General features: G+C 44.6%; 19 protein-coding genes. 13 read left to right on the top strand and 6 right to left on the bottom strand.

From position 1 onward, the window contains the following. Window positions 1–108: 108 nt before the first annotated feature. Both LGO15_RS23485 and LGO15_RS23480 read left to right on the top strand, forming a co-directional pair. Window positions 109–426: a YwdI family protein gene (locus LGO15_RS23485; protein WP_167831057.1), complete on the top strand. Its 318-nt coding sequence runs from the start codon at window positions 109–111 to the stop codon at window positions 424–426. Between the two features lie 18 nt (window positions 427–444). Next, the gene (locus tag LGO15_RS23480) at window positions 445–816 is read left to right on the top strand and encodes a DUF423 domain-containing protein (RefSeq protein ID WP_167831278.1); all 372 of its coding nucleotides are present in this window, start codon (window positions 445–447) and stop codon (window positions 814–816) included. A gap of 41 nt (window positions 817–857) precedes the next feature. Here LGO15_RS23480 and LGO15_RS23475 read toward each other — a convergent pair whose 3' ends face one another. The 3 genes from LGO15_RS23475 to hemQ form a co-directional block, all read right to left on the bottom strand. Next, window positions 858–2375, bottom strand: a complete 1518-nt coding sequence (locus LGO15_RS23475; RefSeq protein WP_226086227.1) for an MDR family MFS transporter — start codon at window positions 2373–2375, stop codon at window positions 858–860. A gap of 135 nt (window positions 2376–2510) precedes the next feature. Further along, window positions 2511–3038 carry a spore coat protein GerQ gene (gerQ, locus tag LGO15_RS23470; protein WP_226086226.1) on the bottom strand — a complete coding sequence of 176 codons (528 nt, stop codon included), beginning with the start codon at window positions 3036–3038 and terminating at the stop codon, window positions 2511–2513. A gap of 246 nt (window positions 3039–3284) precedes the next feature. Next, window positions 3285–4028, bottom strand: a complete 744-nt coding sequence (gene hemQ, locus LGO15_RS23465; protein WP_167831059.1) for a hydrogen peroxide-dependent heme synthase — start codon at window positions 4026–4028, stop codon at window positions 3285–3287. Window positions 4029–4281: 253 nt separating this feature from the next. Here hemQ and pta point away from each other — a divergent pair, with 253 nt between their 5' ends. Beyond that, window positions 4282–5259 carry a phosphate acetyltransferase gene (gene pta / locus LGO15_RS23460; RefSeq protein WP_192471941.1) on the top strand — a complete coding sequence of 326 codons (978 nt, stop codon included), beginning with the start codon at window positions 4282–4284 and terminating at the stop codon, window positions 5257–5259. Between the two features lie 119 nt (window positions 5260–5378). Next, window positions 5379–6224: an octanoyl-[GcvH]:protein N-octanoyltransferase gene (locus tag LGO15_RS23455; RefSeq protein ID WP_226086225.1), complete on the top strand. Its 846-nt coding sequence runs from the start codon at window positions 5379–5381 to the stop codon at window positions 6222–6224. Between the two features lie 141 nt (window positions 6225–6365). Here LGO15_RS23455 and LGO15_RS23450 read toward each other — a convergent pair whose 3' ends face one another. Then, window positions 6366–7232, bottom strand: coding sequence for an RsfA family transcriptional regulator (locus LGO15_RS23450; protein ID WP_226086224.1), 867 nt, complete (start codon window positions 7230–7232; stop codon window positions 6366–6368). Window positions 7233–7547: 315 nt separating this feature from the next. Here LGO15_RS23450 and LGO15_RS23445 point away from each other — a divergent pair, with 315 nt between their 5' ends. The 4 genes from LGO15_RS23445 (at window position 7548) to LGO15_RS23430 (ending at window position 10159) form a co-directional block, all read left to right on the top strand. Further along, a complete protein-coding gene (locus LGO15_RS23445) occupies window positions 7548–7769 on the top strand; it encodes a YuzB family protein (RefSeq protein ID WP_167831063.1) in 222 nt (73 codons plus the stop codon). Window positions 7770–8022: 253 nt separating this feature from the next. Then, window positions 8023–9339 (top strand): HD domain-containing protein, encoded by a 1317-nt coding sequence (locus LGO15_RS23440; RefSeq protein WP_226086223.1) that lies wholly within the window; start codon window positions 8023–8025, stop codon window positions 9337–9339. An 18-nt stretch (window positions 9340–9357) separates the two neighbouring features. After that, window positions 9358–9873 (top strand): YwgA family protein, encoded by a 516-nt coding sequence (locus tag LGO15_RS23435; protein ID WP_167831065.1) that lies wholly within the window; start codon window positions 9358–9360, stop codon window positions 9871–9873. Window positions 9874–9994: 121 nt separating this feature from the next. Further along, the gene (locus LGO15_RS23430) at window positions 9995–10159 is read left to right on the top strand and encodes a hypothetical protein (RefSeq protein WP_167831066.1); all 165 of its coding nucleotides are present in this window, start codon (window positions 9995–9997) and stop codon (window positions 10157–10159) included. 121 nt (window positions 10160–10280) lie between these two features. Here the strand turns inward: LGO15_RS23430 and LGO15_RS23425 are convergent, their stop codons facing one another. Then, a complete protein-coding gene (locus LGO15_RS23425) occupies window positions 10281–10466 on the bottom strand; it encodes a 2-hydroxymuconate tautomerase (protein ID WP_044392785.1) in 186 nt (61 codons plus the stop codon). A 204-nt stretch (window positions 10467–10670) separates the two neighbouring features. Between LGO15_RS23425 and LGO15_RS23420 the strand changes: the two genes are divergently transcribed. After that, entirely contained in the window at window positions 10671–11258 is a 588-nt protein-coding gene (locus LGO15_RS23420; RefSeq protein ID WP_226087974.1) for a site-2 protease family protein, read from the top strand. 23 nt (window positions 11259–11281) lie between these two features. Further along, entirely contained in the window at window positions 11282–11797 is a 516-nt protein-coding gene (locus LGO15_RS23415; protein ID WP_167831067.1) for a YwhD family protein, read from the top strand. 205 nt (window positions 11798–12002) lie between these two features. Here the strand turns inward: LGO15_RS23415 and LGO15_RS23410 are convergent, their stop codons facing one another. Next, complete coding sequence (locus LGO15_RS23410; protein WP_226086222.1) at window positions 12003–14066, bottom strand: transglycosylase domain-containing protein; 2064 nt, start codon at window positions 14064–14066, stop codon at window positions 12003–12005. Between the two features lie 279 nt (window positions 14067–14345). Between LGO15_RS23410 and speE the strand changes: the two genes are divergently transcribed. The 3 genes from speE (at window position 14346) to LGO15_RS23395 (ending at window position 17983) form a co-directional block, all read left to right on the top strand. Next, window positions 14346–15173: a spermidine synthase gene (gene speE, locus LGO15_RS23405; RefSeq protein ID WP_226086221.1), complete on the top strand. Its 828-nt coding sequence runs from the start codon at window positions 14346–14348 to the stop codon at window positions 15171–15173. Window positions 15174–15321: 148 nt separating this feature from the next. Beyond that, entirely contained in the window at window positions 15322–16194 is an 873-nt protein-coding gene (gene speB / locus LGO15_RS23400; RefSeq protein ID WP_167831070.1) for an agmatinase, read from the top strand. Between the two features lie 469 nt (window positions 16195–16663). After that, a complete protein-coding gene (locus tag LGO15_RS23395; protein ID WP_226086220.1) occupies window positions 16664–17983 on the top strand; it encodes a short-chain fatty acid transporter in 1320 nt (439 codons plus the stop codon). The last annotated feature ends 26 nt before the right edge of the window (window positions 17984–18009 follow it).

Here is an 18009-nt window from a genome sequence, read left to right as displayed (position 1 = left end):
CTACTTTCCTAAAGTCGAAAAAACAGGTGATTTGTTGTAGAATGGAACGGTACAAACATTGAATAAGGCAAAGGATATACATATATAACGCCCTATGGAGGTGAGTCGATGAACATTACAATGCAAAAATTACTATTGAAAATGGAAGAAGAATTAAGAAGGGCAAAAGCTGCGGAATCCGAGGCAATGCAGAGGGAAAGGATCCATTCGATCAAAACGCTTTGCGAGCTGGTCCTTGATGAGCCGCCGGAGAATAGCAGAGGTGTTGCGGCACCTGCGAAACAGGCAGCGCAGCAATATGTACCACCACAGCCAATCATTCCTCAGCAGCAGATCCCGGTCAATCAGCAATCATCCATGATTCCGCAGCCAAAGAAGCTGGAAATGGAAGATAACGCAAACGGAGACTCGCTCTTCGATTTCTAATTTTAAGAGGTGGATATGATGAAATTATTTATATTGATTGGAGCCATCAACGCCTTCCTGGCAGTCGGACTTGGAGCATTTGGAGCACATGGGCTAGAAGGCAAGGTCGAGCCAAAATATTTAGAAACATGGAAAACAGGTGTAACCTATCAGATGTTCCATGCAACTGGGTTATTGATCATTGGAGTTCTTTTAGGCAAGCTTCCGGCTAGCGCACTTCTATCCTGGTCCGGCTGGCTGATGCTGATTGGAATAGTGTTATTCTCAGGCAGCCTGTACGTTTTGAGCGTTACGAAAATCAGCATCCTAGGAGCCATCACTCCGCTTGGAGGAGTATCCTTCCTAGCAGCATGGGTATTATTAATGATTGCGGCTGTGAAATATTTATAAAAATAAGAGCATGCTGCTGGCATGCTCTTTAAATATGTTTATTATGATTCTTTGACAATCGTTTTATTGATTTCCACTCGTTCTTTTCCCATCAGGAAGACTGCAACTGCCGAAATGGCAATCGGTATCAATGCTAGTGCAAAAATATGGGTGATGGAAGCAGACATGGCCGCGACAATTTTATCAAGAACGAATTCTGGAATTTGGGAACGCTGTCCAGACTGAAACAATTGCTGCGGATCTGCTGGCAGTTGATTACCTTGACCGCCACCCATTCCCTTGAAAGCGTTTTGGAGCTTATCCATGAAAGCATTATTTTGAATGGTGCCAAATATGGTTATGCCTAGCGTCATTCCAAGCGAGCGCAGGAATGAGTTAGTTGAATTTGCTGATCCTCGGTGTCGCGGGTCAAGATTGTGTATGGAAGCGGTAGGGAGGAGCGAGAAAGAAAATCCCATTCCAAATCCCACTAATATCATGAAAAATGTCAGAATGAATCTCGATGTTTCAGGAGAGATCATGCTCAGCAGAAGCATTCCTGTAAAGTAGGCGATAACAGACAGGAACATAAGATTGCGATAGCTGGTTTTTGTCTGAAAAACCCCACCAATAGCGCTTCCTACAACAGACCCAAGCATCATAGGCGTCAAGACCAACCCGGCAGACTTCGCTGAACCCCCATAAACGGCCTGGACAAATATAGGGATATAGACTGCGAGAATGATAAACGTAGCTCCGTAAAGGAATGCAAGAACTTGCGATGTAGCAAATAGCCGGCGTTTGAACATCCAAAAAGAAATGATTGGTTCTTCTGCTTTTCTTTCAGCAAAAATAAAGATCAGGAAGAATAGAGCAAAGCTAACAAACAAGCCTATAATTTGAAAAGAACCCCAGTCGAATTCTTTTCCTCCAAGTTCAAGAGCAAACATTAAACTGACAACCGCTACAACCAGTGTAAAGGCACCTGCCCAGTCAATCTTTTGCTTAGAATGCTGAGTGGACTCATGATAATACTTCACAATAAAGAATAGAGATACTATGCCAATGGGGACATTGATATAAAATACCCAATGCCAGCTGAACCAGTCAGTAATGTAGGCACCAAGCAAAGGTCCAAGGACACTTGATGTTCCGAAAACAGCACCAAGCAGGCCGGTCATTTTCCCGCGTTTCTCAGGCGGGAAAATATCAAAGACAATCGTGAAGGCAATCGGCATCAACGCTCCGCCGCCAATACCCTGAATGGCCCGGTAGATGCTGAGCTGCACCATCGTTTCAGCGATGCCGCAAAGTGCTGAGCCAATTAAAAATACAAGCAATCCAAATATGTAAAATCGTTTCCTTCCATACATATCTGACAGTTTCCCGAAGATCGGCATTCCAGCCATCACTGTAACCATATAAGCTGAGGTGACCCACACAAACTTATCGAAGTCACCAAGATCTGAAACAATGGTCCCCATTGCAGTCGCAACGATCGTATTGTCCATCGCGGCCATCAGGATACCAAGAAGCAAGCCCGCTACTACCAGTTTAATATTGCTGTCATTTGAAACCATACTATCCCCCCCAGATTCATAATTAGAAAAATTAGGTATATAAAGTTTATTTTTCAAGTGTAATGTTGTCAAGATACTGAGGGCTTAGAAAAATAAAAAACGGCCGAAGCCGTTTAAGAAAAAATGGGTATTAAATTAACGTGGTGGATAAGCAGTCAAACCTGCTCCGCCGCCAAATGGATAATCATATTCAATTTCTTCATCAAACGTGACGTAATCAAGGTAAATCATCGGCAGCAAAACTCGTTTTCCTGTTTGAGGGTCACTGAGAATCAGATGATCCCTTCCCGCAGCTTCAATGATACCCTGGAAAATTTTTGCGTTCCATTCAGTGTTGTTTTCAAATGTCGCATAGACAGTAGCGAGTTTGCCTTTATTCAGGCGAAGGATGTTTTCAATATAGGATGCTTCAATTGGCAGCATTCCCGGTACTTGAGCACCTGCTACTGCTCCTGGCACAGCGCCCGGCATACCTGGCATGGCTCCGCCGGACTGGGCAGGGAAGGTAGTTGCTTGTGGAAATCCTGCTTGACCCATTTGTCCCATCTGAGCCATCTGTCCCATCTGGCCTTGAGTGGTTTGTTTCTCATCAGTGCCGCTATACGGCTGGTACATTTGCGGGTAGGTTCTGTAGTTATAATATGGATTATTGTATTGAGTCATTGTGTAGCCTCCTTAAAGGTATTTTTTCCTTTCCTTCAAATTCACCTCTATCTATGTAAGTGGTGAAGTTGAGCTTTTCAGGATGAAGTACAAGTAAAATGAATCCTCACTATTCAATACATATGAAGGAAGCTTGATTTTATGACTCGAACATTTTCGAACGAACATAGTTTCAGGGCCGATAAGAGACTCCAAAACATAAAAAAAATCCCCAGGCCGTTGCCTGGGGATTGGGTTTATCTTCTGTTATACATGCAAGAATGTGGCTACTTTGTCTTCTTCAAGCAGGTTTCCTACGAAGAAAGAACCGAATTCGCCGTAGCGTGCACTCACTTCGTCAAAACGCATTTCGTATACAAGCTTCTTGAATTGAAGGACATCGTCCGCGAACAATGTTACGCCCCATTCATAATCATCGAAGCCTACGGAACCAGTGATGATCTGCTTAACTTTGCCAGCATACTGGCGGCCGATCATGCCGTGGCTGCGCATCATATTGCGGCGGTCTTCCATGGGAAGCATGTACCAGTTGTCTTCGCCCTGGCGGCGCTTGTCCATTGGATAGAAGCAAACATACTTCGCCTTTGGCAGCTCAGGATAAAGGCGTGCAAGGACTTGCGGGTTCTGGTATGGATCTTCGCCTGCTGGCAGATAGTTGCTCAGCTCGACAACGGATACATAGGAATGAGCAGGAATCGTGTATTCAGCAAGTCTGGACTTGTTGAATTCTGTTTCGATCTCATTCAATTCTTCCATAGTAGGGCGCAGAATCATCATCATGAAATCTGCTTTTTGCCCAACGATTGTATAAAGGGCATGGCTTCCCTGTTTTTCTGCCTGTGTTTTATTCCATTTTTCGACTAGTCCAAGGAATTCCTGGATAATCTCCTGGCGCTCTTCTGCCGGAAGCATCTTCCATGTTGTCCAATCGACGGTACGGAAGTCATGAAGGGAATACCAGCCATCCAAAGTCTGTGCTGCTTCAGTCATTTTATATCACTCCTAAAAATCATCAATATACCAATATCATATCATAGTTTCTCCATTCGTCATGTTTATAAAACCCGTTTGTTTATACTGAGCGGAAAAAGGATATTTTGTTAAAGATTGCAAATAGTAAAAGGGGCAGGAATACATGCTTGAAAATTTTCAATAAAAAGACTTCGTGGGTGTAAACGGTAACATTCTTGAATTTTAATGCTGGTAAAGTATGCTAGAGGTATAGATTAAAGGAGGAGTCAGCATGAGTGATTTATTTGAAGGCTTAAAAGCCAAATTAAGCGGACAAAATTTACGGATCGTGTTTCCGGAAGGCCTCGACGAACGGATTCTGGCAGCAGCGGGAAGACTGGCTGCAGACGGAGTACTAACACCAATTTTAGTAGGGAATATTGAACAGATCCAAGCGAAGGCAGCTGACATGGATGTATCGCTGGAGGCAGCAGAAATATATGACCCTGCCAACTTCGCGATGATGGATGAGCTTGTTGCTGCATTTGTGGAAAGACGTAAAGGAAAAGCAACCGAAGAGCAAGCACGCAAAATTCTGCTGGATGAAAACTACTTCGGCACGATGCTTGTGTATTCGAACAAAGCAGACGGTCTTGTAAGCGGCGCAGCACATTCCACTGCGGACACTGTAAGGCCTGCATTGCAGATCATCAAGACGAAGGAAGGCGTGCGCAAGACTTCTGGTGTCTTCATCATGGTACGTGAAGATGAGAAGTATGTATTCGCTGACTGTGCGATCAATATCGCGCCTGACAGCCAGGACCTGGCTGAAATCGCGGTTGAAAGTGCGAAGACAGCAAGAATGTTCGACGTCGAGCCGCGCGTGGCTATGCTAAGCTTTTCTACAAAAGGCTCAGCTGTGTCTCCTGAGACGGAAAGAGTATCAAAAGCAGTTGAAGAAGCCAAGCTTCGTGACCCCTTGTTGATCGTTGATGGCGAGTTCCAGTTCGACGCGGCATTCGTTCCATCCGTTGCTGAAAAGAAAGCTCCGGATTCAGTCATCATGGGCAATGCGAATGTTTTCGTATTTCCAAGCCTTGAAGCAGGCAATATCGGCTATAAAATCGCTCAGCGCCTAGGCGGATTCGAAGCAGTAGGGCCGATTCTCCAGGGCTTGAACCGTCCGGTAAACGACCTGTCCCGCGGCTGCAGCGAAGAAGACGTGTACAAGCTGGCATTGATCACAGCAGCACAGGCACTCAGCAAGTAAAATACATCATTCAAGCCGGTCGAAATTTTTCGATCGGCTTTTTTTGCAGTGTTAGCTGATTCACCTCTATATGCTATAATATCAACGACTAAGCTACAGAAAGAAAAGAGGAAATCACGATGGATGAGGCGCTTAATTTATTGCGTCAGGATAAGTGGAGATTGATCGACCAGTCCGTGCTGGGTGCACACTTTCATGCTCTTCAGTCGTTCGGGACTGATGATACATTGTGTGAATCGGTTGGCACAGGCCTGTCCTCGGCTACGGCAAGAGCATGGGTGCACCACGACACAGTCGTCCTCGGAATCCAGGATACACGTCTCCCACACCTTCAGGAAGGACTGGATTATCTTAAAGAGCAGGGCTACCAATATATTGTTCGCAACTCTGGGGGACTTGCCGTTGTGCTCGATGAAGGGGTCCTGAATCTATCACTGATCTTGCCTGAGAAGGAAAAAGGAATCGATATCAACCGCGGCTATGATGCTATGTGGTTATTGATCAAGGAATTGTTTGCTGATTTTAATAAAGAAATAGAAGCAAGGGAAATTTCCGCTTCCTATTGTCCGGGAAGCTATGATTTAAGCATTGATGGAAAAAAATTTGCCGGAATCTCGCAGCGCCGCCTGAAAAAAGGGGTCGCCGTCCAGATCTATCTTTGCGTGACGGGGAGCGGAAGCCAGAGGGCTCAACTGATCCGTGAATTTTATAATATCTCTAAAAAAGGGGAACAGACCAAATTCATCTATCCGAATGTCCAGCCGGAAGTCATGGCGTCGCTATCCGAATTATTCGGAGTTCATATGACGATCCAGGATGTAATGATGCGGTTTTTGAAATTTCTTAACGCAAACAGCAATGAACTGGTATCAGGCTATCTGGACAGCCATGAGATTGAGCTATTTGACCACTATTACAATCGGGTAATCGAGCGGAATGAGAAGTTTCTTGAGCCACGGGAATAGGCAGATGAATCTATAAAAAGCACAAAAGCCGGAAACCAATGTTTTCCGGCTTTTTTAGGCTCCTTTTATAAGGAGTATAAGAGGGGGCTGTTACCAACTTTCCTTCTCCATCTACCATCTATCTATTTAGTAACTAGAATTCTATTCAGCGACTTTTTCGAGATTGCCATTGCGGTCCATCTTGAACTTCGTTGCCGGACGCTCTTCTTCTTCAAACAGAGCCAGCTTCCGAGCGCGGTTCATGATTTTCATCAGAGTTTCGTAATCTTCTTGCATCGTGTTCGTATTTTCTTCCAGCCTGTTTATTTTCTGCTGAAGTTCTTCATTATGCTTTCTTAAACTATTGATTTCACGCTTCAATCTTTCATTCTCGCTCTTATAAATATCTACCTGAAGCGATGAACCACTCAGGCTCTGCAGATAGGCGATGACATGTCCCATTGTCAGGCCAGTTGGCGGTACAGTATGCCGTGCAGGCGCTGTATACACCGTCTGGCTAACTCTTTGCTGTGGCTCCTGGACAGGCACTTCGGCCATTTCCGCTGCCGCTTCAGTAGAATAATCCTTTTGTTCCTGATTCTTATTCACTAAATCTTGCATTTCAGCCATGAGTGCGGCGTCAATTTGCTTGTCATCCTGCTCGAGCATGGACAGGTCGAAGGTTGGCTGAGCTTCTGGCTGTTCTGTTTCTTGGATAGAGCCTGTCAAACTTTCATCAAGCGTAGGTACCGGAGGATTATATAGCAGTTTCTTTTTGCCGCCCTGATCTTTTCCTAGGATTCTCTGTCTCTGTTTTCGCTGCTTTTTTGCAAGCTGCAATGCTTTTTCATAGTTATGCCTCACGACTGCGTTCCAGCGGAATCCACAAGCGGCTGATGTACGATCAAGCTTGTCGCCCACCTCTTCAAATGCGTTCAATTGTGTGCTGCCTTCTCTCACATGTCTCAGTACGGTTTCAGCTAGCAATAAATCATTCTCTTCCGTCCAGGCATCCTGGCGTGTCTTCATTTTCTTCAACTCCCTTTTACTTTGGTCAACTATTGAAACTTATATTTCAATCTTGTCCTGAAATTTGAAAGCTTATACATCGTAAAATGGAAGGATAGTAGATTTTTCGCGTAAAATACGTGTTTTTCAATTAAATAGATAAGCAAATGGACCTGTTCAACAGCTTGCATTCATTTTAAATAAGAGGTAAAATACCCTTTAGTCTAAAACGAAAAGCAGAGGCGCCATTTTCAGAGACAGGATTTCCTGATTTTGCAGAGGATTTTAAAGACTGGCGCTAGAGCTGGACAGTATTTATAGAAAGGGTTGTCCTATATGGCAAACGAATTCCGTGTTTGCGACGATTGTCAGGCCGTAAACCTTAAAACATTGATTCCGAAGCTGAAACAACTGGATTCTGAAGCGACTGTCGACATCGGCTGCCAGTCATATTGCGGACCAGGCAGGAAAAAAACATTCGCATTCGTGAACAACCGGCCAGTTGCAGCACTAACTGAAGAAGAGCTCATGGAAAAAGTCCAAAAGAAACTTAAGTAGTTTTTTATATCTTTTATATAATGGCTTCCGGCAAAGCCTAAATACATCACCTTTAAACACATGTTTAGAGGTGATTTTTTTTCCTAAGGAAACTGGCAAACTACAACCTTGTTTATAAATCCATGAATGTTGGAATTAAAGGTAGTAGGATAGCTGGATATGCAATTTTTGTAAAAATTTGCAGAAAATCGAGATGAATTGACGAACGAAACAAGCTATAATAAAAACAAGCTAATCAGGAAGAAGGGGAACGATGGGATATTCGGAAGAAAAATTACTTGAAGAAAAAGTATTCAAAGATCCAGTACACCGCTATGTCCATGTCCGTGACCGGGTGATCTGGGATCTAATCGGGACGAAGGAGTTCCAGCGATTGAGAAGGATCAAGCAGCTCGGCACCACATACCTGACCTTCCACGGAGCTGAACATAGCCGTTTCAACCATTCATTGGGCGTCTATGAAATCACGCGACGGATCGTGGACAATGCATTTGCATCCCGTCCTGAATGGAATGAAGGAGAAAGACTGCTTTCCCTATGTGCAGCTTTGCTCCATGACCTTGGACATGGGCCGTTCTCGCATTCATTCGAGAAGGTATTCGACCTTGACCATGAAGATTTTACAAGGGAAATCATCCTTGGCGATACCGAAGTGAATCAGGTGCTGACACGAGTCGCGCTGGACTTTCCAAAAAAGGTTGCTGAGGTTATTGAAAAAACGTATGAAAATAAGCTTGTCATCAGCCTGATTTCGAGCCAGATTGACGCTGACCGGATGGATTACCTGCAGAGAGATGCCTATTTTACCGGAGTCAGTTACGGACATTTTGATATGGAACGGATTTTGCGAGTCATGCGCCCGCGAGAGGACCAGGTTGTCATCAAGCAGAGCGGGATGCATGCTGTCGAGGACTACATAATGAGCCGCTACCAGATGTATTGGCAGGTTTATTTCCATCCAGTGACAAGAAGTGCTGAGGTCATCCTGACGAAAATCCTGCACCGTGCCAAACACCTTCATGAGCAAAACTACACTTTTAAACATAAACCGCACCATTTTTACTCGATATTTGAAGATCGTATGACACTGCAAGACTACTTAAAATTAGATGAAGCTGTCTTCCTCTACTATTTTCAGATATGGGAAGAAGAAGATGACCAGATCCTGAGCGATTTGTGCCGCCGCTTCAATAACCGCAATCTCTTTAAATATGTCGAGTTCGACCCTGCCAAAGAATACAAGAAACTGGCGAAGCTTTCGGTGTTATTCGAGCAGGCGGGTCTTGATCCTGAATATTACCTGGTTGTGGATTCATCATCTGACCTGCCATACGATTTTTACCGACCGGGTGAAGAGGAAGAACGCCTTCCCATTCATCTGCTGAAGAAAAACGGGGAAATCCGCGAGCTATCGCGCGAGTCAGAGATTGTCGACGCCATTTCCGGTAAAAGGCGGACAGACCATAAACTATATTATCCTTCCGATTTCCTGGAGAAGGAAAAAACACGCCCTGAGATTGAACAGATTGCACAGATTCTTGAGTTGAACTTAGACAATGGGACCATTTGATACAGGAGTTGACGCGTTTTGTTAAAAGACCACGCTAAAATCATACATGCCATTTCAGTTTCCGGAGAGGTCATCGGCAGGAAAAAGCTGCAGAAAATGATCTATATCGCCAAAAAGATGGAATTCCCTTTCCAGGAACGATTCCAGTTCCATTTTTACGGACCATATTCAGAAGAGCTGACCCTTCGAGTGGAAGAGCTTTGCAATATGGGGTTCCTGGATGAAGTGAAGGAAAAGAAGGGCGGTTACTACCAATACCGCTATACCCTGACAGAAGCAGGACAGGAATTCCTGGGTGCAAACAGTGTCGAGATGCCATGCCTGGGTGACTGCCTGACCGACATCAACGACCAGAATGCAAGATTCCTTGAACTCGTTTCAACTGTTTTGTATTTTGATAACTTGCCAGAAGACGAGGTCCGGGAAAAAATCCAGACCGTGAAAAAGAGCCAGAAATACACAGATGAAGAAATCGATGAAGCATACGCCTATATCGCCAGTTTGAAAACTAAATCAAGGCAATTATTAGCATAAGAATTATGAATCGAGTATGGGACCCTTTATTGGGTTTTGTACTCGATTTTTTGTTAGAAAGGGAAATATGTGCCCGTGAAAAGAGGAAAACGAGAATCACGGTCACAAGAAGGGGAAACATGTGTCCGTGAAAGAGGAAATTGAGGGAGTACGGTCACAAGAAATGGAAACATGTGCCCATGAAAAGAGGAAAACGAGAATCACGGTCACAAGAAGGGGAAACAGTGCCCGTGAAAAGAGGAAAACGAGAATCACGGTCACAAGAAGGGGAAACATGTGCCCGTGAAAAGGAAAATCGAGAGTCATGGGCACAATAAGAGGAAAAATGAGCCTGGAACAGGTAAGTATCAAGTAAACTGGTAACAAAAAAGAAAAAAGCCCAGATTCCTCTGAGCTTTAAGTACACTCTATTCGTCACTCAATCGCTTACCTGCTACAGCATAGTGGTTCTTTGACATTTCCTCGATGAACACGACGACTTTTTCTTTTGGTGCGCCAGTTGTTTCGCTGACAGCGTCGGTAACTTTTTCAACTAGTGCTTTCTTTTGGTCTTCTGTGCGGCCTTCAATCATTTTAACTGTTACGTATGGCATGTGCATTGCCTCCTTGAAATGGTTGATAAAACAATCTAAATTGAGTTTTCCATAATTCGCGGAATTTCGCAAGTCCGGTGGGAGATTGTCTTTTTCACATTCACATAAATATGAGTTATACTTTAAGGAAAAGACAAAAAAGGGGAATGGAATGTGAGCTTACCCTATTCGTTAGAGGAAATTCCGTATGTGGCTGCCGCGTTGATGATCGCTTTCGCGGTCCATGAATTCGCGCATGCCTGGGTGGCGTATAAGTTTGGCGACCCGACTGCCCAGAGACAGGGACGGTTGACTCTGAATCCGGTCAAACATTTGGATCCGCTGGGGACCATTTTGATTTTCATCGCTGGGTTCGGCTGGGCAAGGCCGGTACCAGTCAATCGATTCATGTTTAAAAATCCAAGGCTGGCCGGAGTGCTCGTATCGGTTGCCGGGCCAGTAAGCAATCTAATTCTCGTCTTCCTGGCATTTGCGATTTGGTACATATTTGTCATGCTTGGATTGGCACCTGGGGTTCCGGAGTTTTTTCTGGACTTCCTCAATATCTTTATCGGGCTGAATGCGATGCTGTTCGTCTTCAATTTATTGCCGTTCCCGCCGCTTGATGGCTACCGGATCATCGAGGATCTGGCACCAGCAGATATCAGGGCGAAAATGACCCAATACGAGGCGTATGGATCGATCATCTTCCTGATTCTAGTCATCACGCCCCTTGACCGATATACAATCCAGCCGCTGTTCCAATACTTGATTCCGGCTGTGACGGATGGAATATACAATCTATTTTTCTGATTTATTTTAAGGAGGTTTCCAACATGGAAGAAAACAAGGGCAAGAAGAATATAGGATTCAATATTATCAAAAATGACCCGATGGACGGCCATAAGGGTTTCGGAAAAGGTGTTCTCACACTTGATAATGTTTCTCCGGTCATCGTGGACGTCGACGCAGGCGAGGCTTCTGTTGAGGTAGGCGCAATGCACGCGCGCAGTGCTGTCGAGAAAGGAATCAAATTCCTGCCAGACCGTAATGAGGTACCGGACGCTAAGCTTTACTGGGTCGTCTGGGTGACCATTGACAGGAAGGAAGAGGGACCTTATTACGCTGGTGTCACAGCCTGCGAAATGACCGTCAATCGCGAAATCCGCCGAGGCTACAAATCGCTGCCAGAGCATGTGAACAGACTCGATAAATCGATCAAGCGTCATATTATCGTCGACCATATGGATGAAAAATCAAAACACATCCTTTCTGATTTCCTGAAAAAACATGATTCCGGAATGTGGGAACGGTCTGAAGAGAAGCTGAAATCAGACTTACTGGCCAATTAATATATTTGGATAATTCTCCTAATAATTTGTCTAAATTGTGACATTTAACAGTAGATGACAATATCTGGCTTGCTCAAATGGAATAAAAAAAGTAAACTGATAACAGCGTAAAACACATTTTATGCTAGGACGAGAAAAACCCCGGAGGCTTGCTTCCGGGGTTTTTCTTTTTTCTTCTTATTATATTGAGATAATTATTGTTGCTCTATAATCCAAAAATCCGCTTGTACCAAGGTTTCTTTTCCTTATCCTTCTTAGGCTTCTCTTCTTTCTGTTTTTCATGGTCCAAATGGTCTGTACAGTATTCAGTAGGCTCTGTTCCTGCAGCGAACAAAGTCTGCCTTTTCACAGGACAACCTTCCGAAGCGAGCTTGCCATTGGCAGGGTCAACATAGACGGCAACAGTCCCCTTTGCAGCCTTGAATTTTTTAACAGGCTCATCATCAAGGGCTTTTTCCATAAAATCGAGCCAAATGTTTTTTGCGTACGATTTTTCGACAGTCAATTCAATAGGCTTTCCTTTATCATAACCTGTCCATACTGCGGAAACGAGCTGTGGGGAATAGCCAATCATCCAGCTGTCTGTTTCGGTCGTCCCTGACTTCGCCGCATAGGGCCTGGTCATTTTTTTAATCAGCGTGCTTCCTGTGACAGAAGAATATCCATTGAGCTTTTTATCAAAAATCCCTGTCAGCATATGTGTCATCACAGAGGCAAGTTCCGGCTTCAAAACCTCAGCTTTTTCAGCCTTATATTCGTATATCACTTCACCCTTATGATTTTCGACCTTTTTAATGAGTACTGGTTCTACTTTTTTGCCGCCATTCGCCAGAATACTATAAGCATTGGCCATATCTATCACCCTGACACCTGAGGTTCCGAGCGCAAGTGAGGGAACCTTGTCCATCTCCGATTTGATTCCGAAGCGTTTCGCCGTTTCAACCAGCGTTTCCTCACCCAGGAACAGATGGGTTTTTACGGCATAAACATTATCCGACAACGCCAAGGCCTGTGCCATCGTAATATCGTCTTCCGCGTATTTGTTGTTAAAATTGTGCGGCGTATATTCTGAACGCCCATCATCGAACATGAACGTCGTCAGCTGGCTTTTCATGGTGGAAGATGGAGTGAATCCATTTTCAAGTGCTGCGTAATACAGGATCGGTTTCATCGTCGATCCTGGCTGCCTGACAGCCTGTACCGCACGGTTGAACGGGCTCTCCTCATAATTCCTGCCGCCCACAAGTGCCATTACATGTCCATTCTTCGGGTTCATCGCCACAAAGCCAGTCTGGATTTCAGAATCGGAAGCAATCATTTTATCAATCGACTTTTCCGCGATTTCCTGTTGATCCAGATTTAGTGTCGTATACACTCTCAACCCGCCGAGTGAAATGGTCCGGTCATCAAAATTCAATGCATTTCTAAGCGCATTTTGTACAGCGTCCTGGAAGTAAGGAGCCGTACCAATCCGGGAATGCTGATGCTCTCCAATAAGCTTCAATTTTTCAATGCTCGCTTTTTGTGAAGCAAGTTCGGTGATATATCCATTTGTCTCCATCGTATTTAAAATCGTCCGCTGACGCTGCTTTGCTTTTTCCATGGAAGCAAAAGGGGAATAAATGCTTGGGCCTTTCGGGATTCCTGCCAGCATGGAAGCTTCAGCCAGGGATAAATCCTTCGCGTCTTTGCCAAAATAATAACGGCTTGCGGCCTGGACACCGTATGCACCATTGCCATAATAAATCGTATTCAGATACCCTTCGAGAATTTCATCCTTGGAATAGTTCATCTCAAGACGCAATGTATAAAGTGCTTCAGTCGCCTTTCGTTTCCATGTCTTGTCATGTTCGAGGTAAAGATTCCTTGCGTACTGCTGAGTGATCGTGCTCGCACCCTGAACCTTGGCCATCGCCTTCAAGTCAGCAAGCGCAGCGCCGGCAATCCGCTTATAATCAAACCCATTATGGGTAAAAAAGGTTCTGTCCTCTATTGAAATCGTGGCATTGATCAAATGAGGGGAGATATCCTTGAGTGCCACCCAATAGCGCTTCTGGCCGGAGTGACTCTCACCGATCACCGTTCCATCATCTGAAAAAAACAAGGTTGATTGCGGCACAGCCAGAGGAGGCGGTCCCTGCAGTTTCGCATAGCCAATCAGGGAAAAATAGAGTATTGTCGCCAGCGCAACCCCTGCAAGCCCGAAAAAGATCAAAGCACGCAAATATTTGATTGTTTTGCGAAACCGCTGGTCAGTCATCAGTTCCATACTGCTTTCCCCCTCAAAAAGATAGATAGTATCAGTATGAAAAAAAACAGCAGCTTTTAAACATAGAATGAAAGATAATTAAATTTTTGCTTGCATTTTTGCTAGATTCAACTATACTTTTTCTGATGTTTGTATTCGTGATGTTGGGGAAACATAAGAAATAAATGTAAGCGCAATGCTTGGTTCATATAAAAGTTTGGACAGCCAGTAGAGCTGCTCGCCATGAAAATTCGCCGCAACATGACGGAAAATTTTTTTGCCGAAAGGAAGGAAGAAAAAATGGGTCTTTGGTTTACAGAAAAGCAGACAGAAAACTTTGGTATCACAATGAAAGTGAACAAGACGCTACATACAGAACAGACAGAATTCCAGAAGCTTGATATGGTGGAAACAGAAGAGTGGGGCAATATGCTTCTTCTTGACGACATGGTCATGACTTCTGTTAAAGATGAGTTCGTTTACCACGAGATGGTTGCACATATTCCATTATTCACGCACCCAAACCCTGAGCATGTATTGGTTGTAGGTGGCGGAGACGGAGGCGTAATCCGTGAAGTCCTTAAGCACCCTAGCGTGAAAAAGGCGACTCTTGTTGATATCGATGGAAAGGTAATTGAGTACTCTAAGAAGTACCTGCCTGAAATCGCAGGCAAGCTTGAAGATCCACGCGTGGATGTCCAGGTTGGCGACGGCTTCATGCATATCGCAGAAAGCGACAACCAGTACGATGTCATCATGGTTGACTCCACTGAGCCAGTCGGCCCGGCAGTAAACCTATTCACAAAAGGTTTTTACGCTGGAATTTCCAAAGCATTGAAGGAAGACGGAATATTTGTTGCCCAGTCTGACAACCCATGGTTCAAGGCTGACCTCATCCGCAATGTCCAGAAGGATGTGAAGGAAATCTTCCCGATCACACGCCTTTACATCGCGAACATCCCAACATACCCAAGCGGAATGTGGGCATTTACACTTGGTTCTAAGAAGCATGACCCGCTAGAAGTGAGCGAAGACCGCTTCCACGACATCGAAACAAAGTACTACACGAAAGAACTTCACAAAGCCGCTTTCGTATTGCCTAAATTCGTTGGCGACCTTGTAAAATAATCTGGATTCAGCACAATGTCTATTCGGCTTCCCGGTAATTCCGGGGGCCATTTTAATGTGAAAAGCGTTGGAGCTAGACATTTCCCGAAGTGATATATTATATCGCTTTTAAAATTCATAAAAAAACAACTTGAAAGAGGTGCTTGATATGCGTTTTGATGAAGCTTATTCTGGCAATGTTTTTATCGGAAGCCATTCCAATTATAACGAAAGCAAGGCGGTCCTTTACGGTATGCCTATGGACTGGACCGTCAGCTACCGTCCTGGTTCACGCTTCGGCCCGACCCGCATCCGTGAGGTATCGATCGGTCTTGAAGAGTACAGCCCTTACCTTGACCGCGAGATGGCTGATCTGAACTATTTCGATGCTGGAGACATCCCGCTGCCATTCGGCAATGCCCAGAAAAGCCTTGATTTGATTGAGGAATATGTTGACAAGCTTTTGGCGGAAGAGAAATTCCCGCTTGGCATGGGCGGAGAGCATCTGGTGTCTTGGCCAGTCATGAAGGCTTTTGCGAAAAAATACGAAGACCTTGCCATCATCCACTTTGATGCGCATACAGATCTGCGTGAAAACTATGAAGGCGAACCGCTGTCGCATTCAACGCCAATCCGCAAGATTGCTGAACACATTGGACCGAAAAATGTTTACTCTTTTGGAATCCGTTCTGGCATGAAGGAAGAATTTGAGTGGGCAAAGGAAGTGGGCATGCATATTTCCAAGTTCGAAGTCCTTGAACCTTTAAAGGAAGTATTGCCGACGCTTGCTGGCCGTCCGGTTTATGTCACGATCGACATTGACGTTCTTGATCCTGCACATGCACCTGGAACAGGAACAGTCGACGCTGGCGGAATCACTTCCAAGGAACTTCTTGCGTCAATTCATGCCATCGCTAACTCGGGTGTGAACGTAGTCGGAGCAGACCTTGTCGAGGTCGCACCAATCTATGATACATCCGAAATGACTGCAAACACAGCTAGTAAAATCATCCGTGAAATGCTGCTCGGGTTTGTAAAATAAACTTGGTCCCATTTTAATACACACGAAAAAAGACGTATGAATTGGCATACGTCTTTTTCGTGTTGGTTTTACTGATCCAGTCCGGTTGGGTCCCAGGTTAAGAAACCTGAACTGATAGACGGAAAAATTCCGCTTAATCTTAAATTTTTATAAAAAAAGGACTAAATAGCCGGAGAGATTCCGTCTATGTACTCTTAAAAAACAATATTAGAAGGTTTTTCTTAAATTAATCGGAAAATCTCCCCTTATTTACCTCCGAAACGAGCCCCTGCATGCAAATAAACGGAAAATCTCCGCTTATAGACATCTCTTAAAGGAATCTAAGGTCTTTAAGTATTGGTATTTTAGGTCATATTCTGAATAAAACTACGACCTGTTCCTAATAGTTACTTTCATAGGAAGGAATATTCCGAATAATATAGAAAATATAATGATTATGTAAGTAATCACTAAAAGGGAGGTAAAAAGGATGAAAACATTAGTTTCTTTTTTCAACCGCATTATGCAACGGTATCTGCCTGATCCATTCATTTTTGTCATCATCTTAACTTTTGTTGTATTTGGATTAGGCCTTATTTTTACCGATAGCGGTCCGTATCAGATGGCCCAGCATTGGGGTGGCGGTTTCTGGAGCTTGCTGACATTCTCGATGCAGATGGTGCTTGTGCTCGTAACAGGTCATGTCCTAGCGAGCAGCAATGTATTTAAAAGGGGCCTGGGGTCACTTGCTTCAATTGCAAAATCTCCTGGCCAGGCCATCATCATTGTCACAGTCGTATCGATGATTGCCAGTTTGATTAACTGGGGCTTTGGCTTGGTCATTGGCGCATTGTTTGCGAAAGAGCTGGCGAAAAAGGTTCAAAATGTGGACTACAGGCTGTTAATTGCAAGCGCTTACGGAGGATTTATCGTCTGGCACGGCGGAATCTCGGGTTCGATTCCGCTGACGATTGCGACGGAAGGACATTTTTCTCAGGACCTGATTGGGATCATCTCGACGGATCAGACGATTTTTGCAGGGTTCAACCTGCTGATTATCTTAATCATGCTTCTCGTATTGCCACTGGTTAACCGCTTGATGATGCCGTCAAAGGATCAAACGGTGGCTGTAGACCCTGCATTGCTTGAAGCGGATGTTCAGGCAGCCGCACTCGAGCAGGGAGCGATGACACCTGCAGAAAAACTGGAAAACAGCAAAATCATTTCTTTGTTGATTGGTATTCTTGGCCTTGTATTTTTATTTTACTATTTTGCTACAAACGGATTTAAGCTGAATCTGGATATTGTCAACTTCCTGTTCTTGTTCCTCGGAATCCTGTTCCATGGCACGCCGAAGCGTTTCCTTGAGGCTGTCGTGAATGCGGTAAAAGGAGCGAGCGGAATCATCATCCAGTTCCCTTTTTACGCGGGAATCATGGGAATGATGACAGCATCCGGCCTGGCAGCGGTCATGTCGGAGGGCTTCGTATCGATTTCCAATGAATTCACGTTCCCATTCTTCACATTCCTGAGCGCTGGTCTTGTCAACTTCTTTGTACCGTCTGGCGGGGGACAGTGGGCGGTCCAGGCGCCAGTCATGCTGGACGCAGCACAAACACTCGGAGTATCCATCCCAAAAACAGCGATGGCCGTTGCCTGGGGCGATGCATGGACCAACCTGATCCAGCCATTCTGGGCATTGCCAGCACTCGCGATTGCCGGACTCAAGGCAAAAGACATCATGGGATATTGTGTCCTGATGCTAATAGTTTCAGGGGTTATCATCTCGGTTGGAATGCTCTTTTTCTAGATTTTTCACAGAACTTTGTAAGGACT

The sequence above is a fragment of the Mesobacillus sp. S13 genome (assembly GCF_020422885.1).
In the GTDB taxonomy this organism is placed as follows: Bacteria; Bacillota; Bacilli; order Bacillales; family Cytobacillaceae; genus Mesobacillus; species Mesobacillus selenatarsenatis_A.
This window is presented reverse-complemented; position numbering and strand designations above follow the sequence as displayed.

Coding starts and splice junctions, on each gene's coding strand:
- LGO15_RS23485 (WP_167831057.1), top strand. CDS start 109: ATGAACATTACAATGCAAAAATTACTATTGAAAATGGAAGAAGAATTA.
- LGO15_RS23480 (WP_167831278.1), top strand. CDS start 445: ATGAAATTATTTATATTGATTGGAGCCATCAACGCCTTCCTGGCAGTC.
- LGO15_RS23475 (WP_226086227.1), bottom strand. CDS start 2,375: ATGGTTTCAAATGACAGCAATATTAAACTGGTAGTAGCGGGCTTGCTT.
- gerQ (WP_226086226.1), bottom strand. CDS start 3,038: ATGACTCAATACAATAATCCATATTATAACTACAGAACCTACCCGCAA.
- hemQ (WP_167831059.1), bottom strand. CDS start 4,028: ATGACTGAAGCAGCACAGACTTTGGATGGCTGGTATTCCCTTCATGAC.
- pta (WP_192471941.1), top strand. CDS start 4,282: ATGAGTGATTTATTTGAAGGCTTAAAAGCCAAATTAAGCGGACAAAAT.
- LGO15_RS23455 (WP_226086225.1), top strand. CDS start 5,379: ATGGATGAGGCGCTTAATTTATTGCGTCAGGATAAGTGGAGATTGATC.
- LGO15_RS23450 (WP_226086224.1), bottom strand. CDS start 7,232: ATGAAGACACGCCAGGATGCCTGGACGGAAGAGAATGATTTATTGCTA.
- LGO15_RS23445 (WP_167831063.1), top strand. CDS start 7,548: ATGGCAAACGAATTCCGTGTTTGCGACGATTGTCAGGCCGTAAACCTT.
- LGO15_RS23440 (WP_226086223.1), top strand. CDS start 8,023: ATGGGATATTCGGAAGAAAAATTACTTGAAGAAAAAGTATTCAAAGAT.
- LGO15_RS23425 (WP_044392785.1), bottom strand. CDS start 10,466: ATGCCATACGTAACAGTTAAAATGATTGAAGGCCGCACAGAAGACCAA.
- LGO15_RS23420 (WP_226087974.1), top strand. CDS start 10,671: ATGATCGCTTTCGCGGTCCATGAATTCGCGCATGCCTGGGTGGCGTAT.
- LGO15_RS23415 (WP_167831067.1), top strand. CDS start 11,282: ATGGAAGAAAACAAGGGCAAGAAGAATATAGGATTCAATATTATCAAA.
- LGO15_RS23410 (WP_226086222.1), bottom strand. CDS start 14,066: ATGGAACTGATGACTGACCAGCGGTTTCGCAAAACAATCAAATATTTG.
- speE (WP_226086221.1), top strand. CDS start 14,346: ATGGGTCTTTGGTTTACAGAAAAGCAGACAGAAAACTTTGGTATCACA.
- speB (WP_167831070.1), top strand. CDS start 15,322: ATGCGTTTTGATGAAGCTTATTCTGGCAATGTTTTTATCGGAAGCCAT.
- LGO15_RS23395 (WP_226086220.1), top strand. CDS start 16,664: ATGAAAACATTAGTTTCTTTTTTCAACCGCATTATGCAACGGTATCTG.